Source organism: Vibrio sp. 779(2023) (assembly GCF_033344285.1).
Taxonomy (GTDB): Bacteria; Pseudomonadota; Gammaproteobacteria; order Enterobacterales; family Vibrionaceae; genus Vibrio; species Vibrio alginolyticus.
Map to the genome: position 1 here is coordinate 1 of NZ_JAWPOM010000226.1, position 1,043 is coordinate 1,043.

Sequence of the window (1,043 nt, forward strand, 5' to 3'; positions counted from 1 at the left end):
GAAAATCGTTTTCAACAGCGTACTACGATGAGAAAAGGAAAGTGACGGCCTGTCGGAAGGAGGACTGACCGTCACAATGACTTATTGATATAGCCAGACTGCTAAACCAAAAAAGCTCGGAGCGAGAATGGAGGTGATGATGCCGCATAGCACCAAGGCTAACGATGAAAACGCTGCGTCGCCAGGTTGTTTTTCTGCGCAAGTCGCAGTACCAAGCGCGTGCGATACTGTGCCCATCGTCAAACCGCGAGCAATTGGATGCTTAATGCCGATTAGGTTGTAGATTGGGTACGCCAAAATAGCGCCAAGAAGACCTACGATCAGTACTAAGATTGCAGCGACTGCCGCTTCACCACCAAGGTGGCTTGAGATTTCCATTGCAATCGGAGTGGTCACTGACTTACCTACTAGGCTCGCGATTAAACTGATGTCAGCTTTAAATGCAACGGCGATGAGGGTTGTGGTTGCCATTGACATAACACTTCCGAGCGTACAAGCAAACGTGATGATTCGCCAGTTGGCTTTGATTTGAGGGAGTTGCTCGTACAAAGGGTAAGCCAACGCTACAACAGCTGGTTGTAGTAAAAAGCTGATGCCTTCGTTGTCGGCGTAGTATGTCTCAAACGGTACATTGAGGTACGTTAATAAAGGAATCAGTACTGCAATACTTATCAACAAAGGGTTTGCAAGTGGGCTGTTGATCTTAATTGCGATTTGGCGAGCAATCAGGAAAACGACAATAGTGACAATTAACCACATATTAATGTTTCTCCTTTAGCAAGTAGTCCAGTAGCCAAGCAAGGCTGACCAAGACAATGAGTGAACCACCGACTGCACTAGCTATGATTGGCAATGCATTCGCAAGTAGCATATCGAAGTGCTGCATGAGTCCCACACTGATTGGGACAAAGAGTAAGATCATGTAGCGAATGAATAGCGTTGCGCCCGGTTTTACCCAATCCACTTTGACAAGGCCAAGTGTCATGGAGAAAAACAGTACAAGCATACCGATGACACTTCCGGGAACAGAAACGCCAGTGAAT

Annotated in this window: 2 protein-coding genes; both read right to left on the reverse strand. The window is 46.7% G+C overall.

Translation table 11 applies throughout. The features are described 5' to 3' along the window. Nucleotides 1-81 precede the first annotated feature (81 nt). A complete protein-coding gene (locus R8O70_RS26250) occupies nt 82-759 on the reverse strand; it encodes an LrgB family protein (RefSeq protein ID WP_020840482.1) in 678 nt (225 codons plus the stop codon). Between the two features lies 1 nt (nt 760). Further along, nucleotides 761-1,043, reverse strand: a 283-nt coding sequence (locus R8O70_RS26255) for a CidA/LrgA family protein (protein ID WP_318184593.1), incomplete at its 5' end; no start/stop codon positions are given.

Coding starts and splice junctions, on each gene's coding strand:
- R8O70_RS26250 (WP_020840482.1), bottom strand. CDS start 759: ATGTGGTTAATTGTCACTATTGTCGTTTTCCTGATTGCTCGCCAAATC.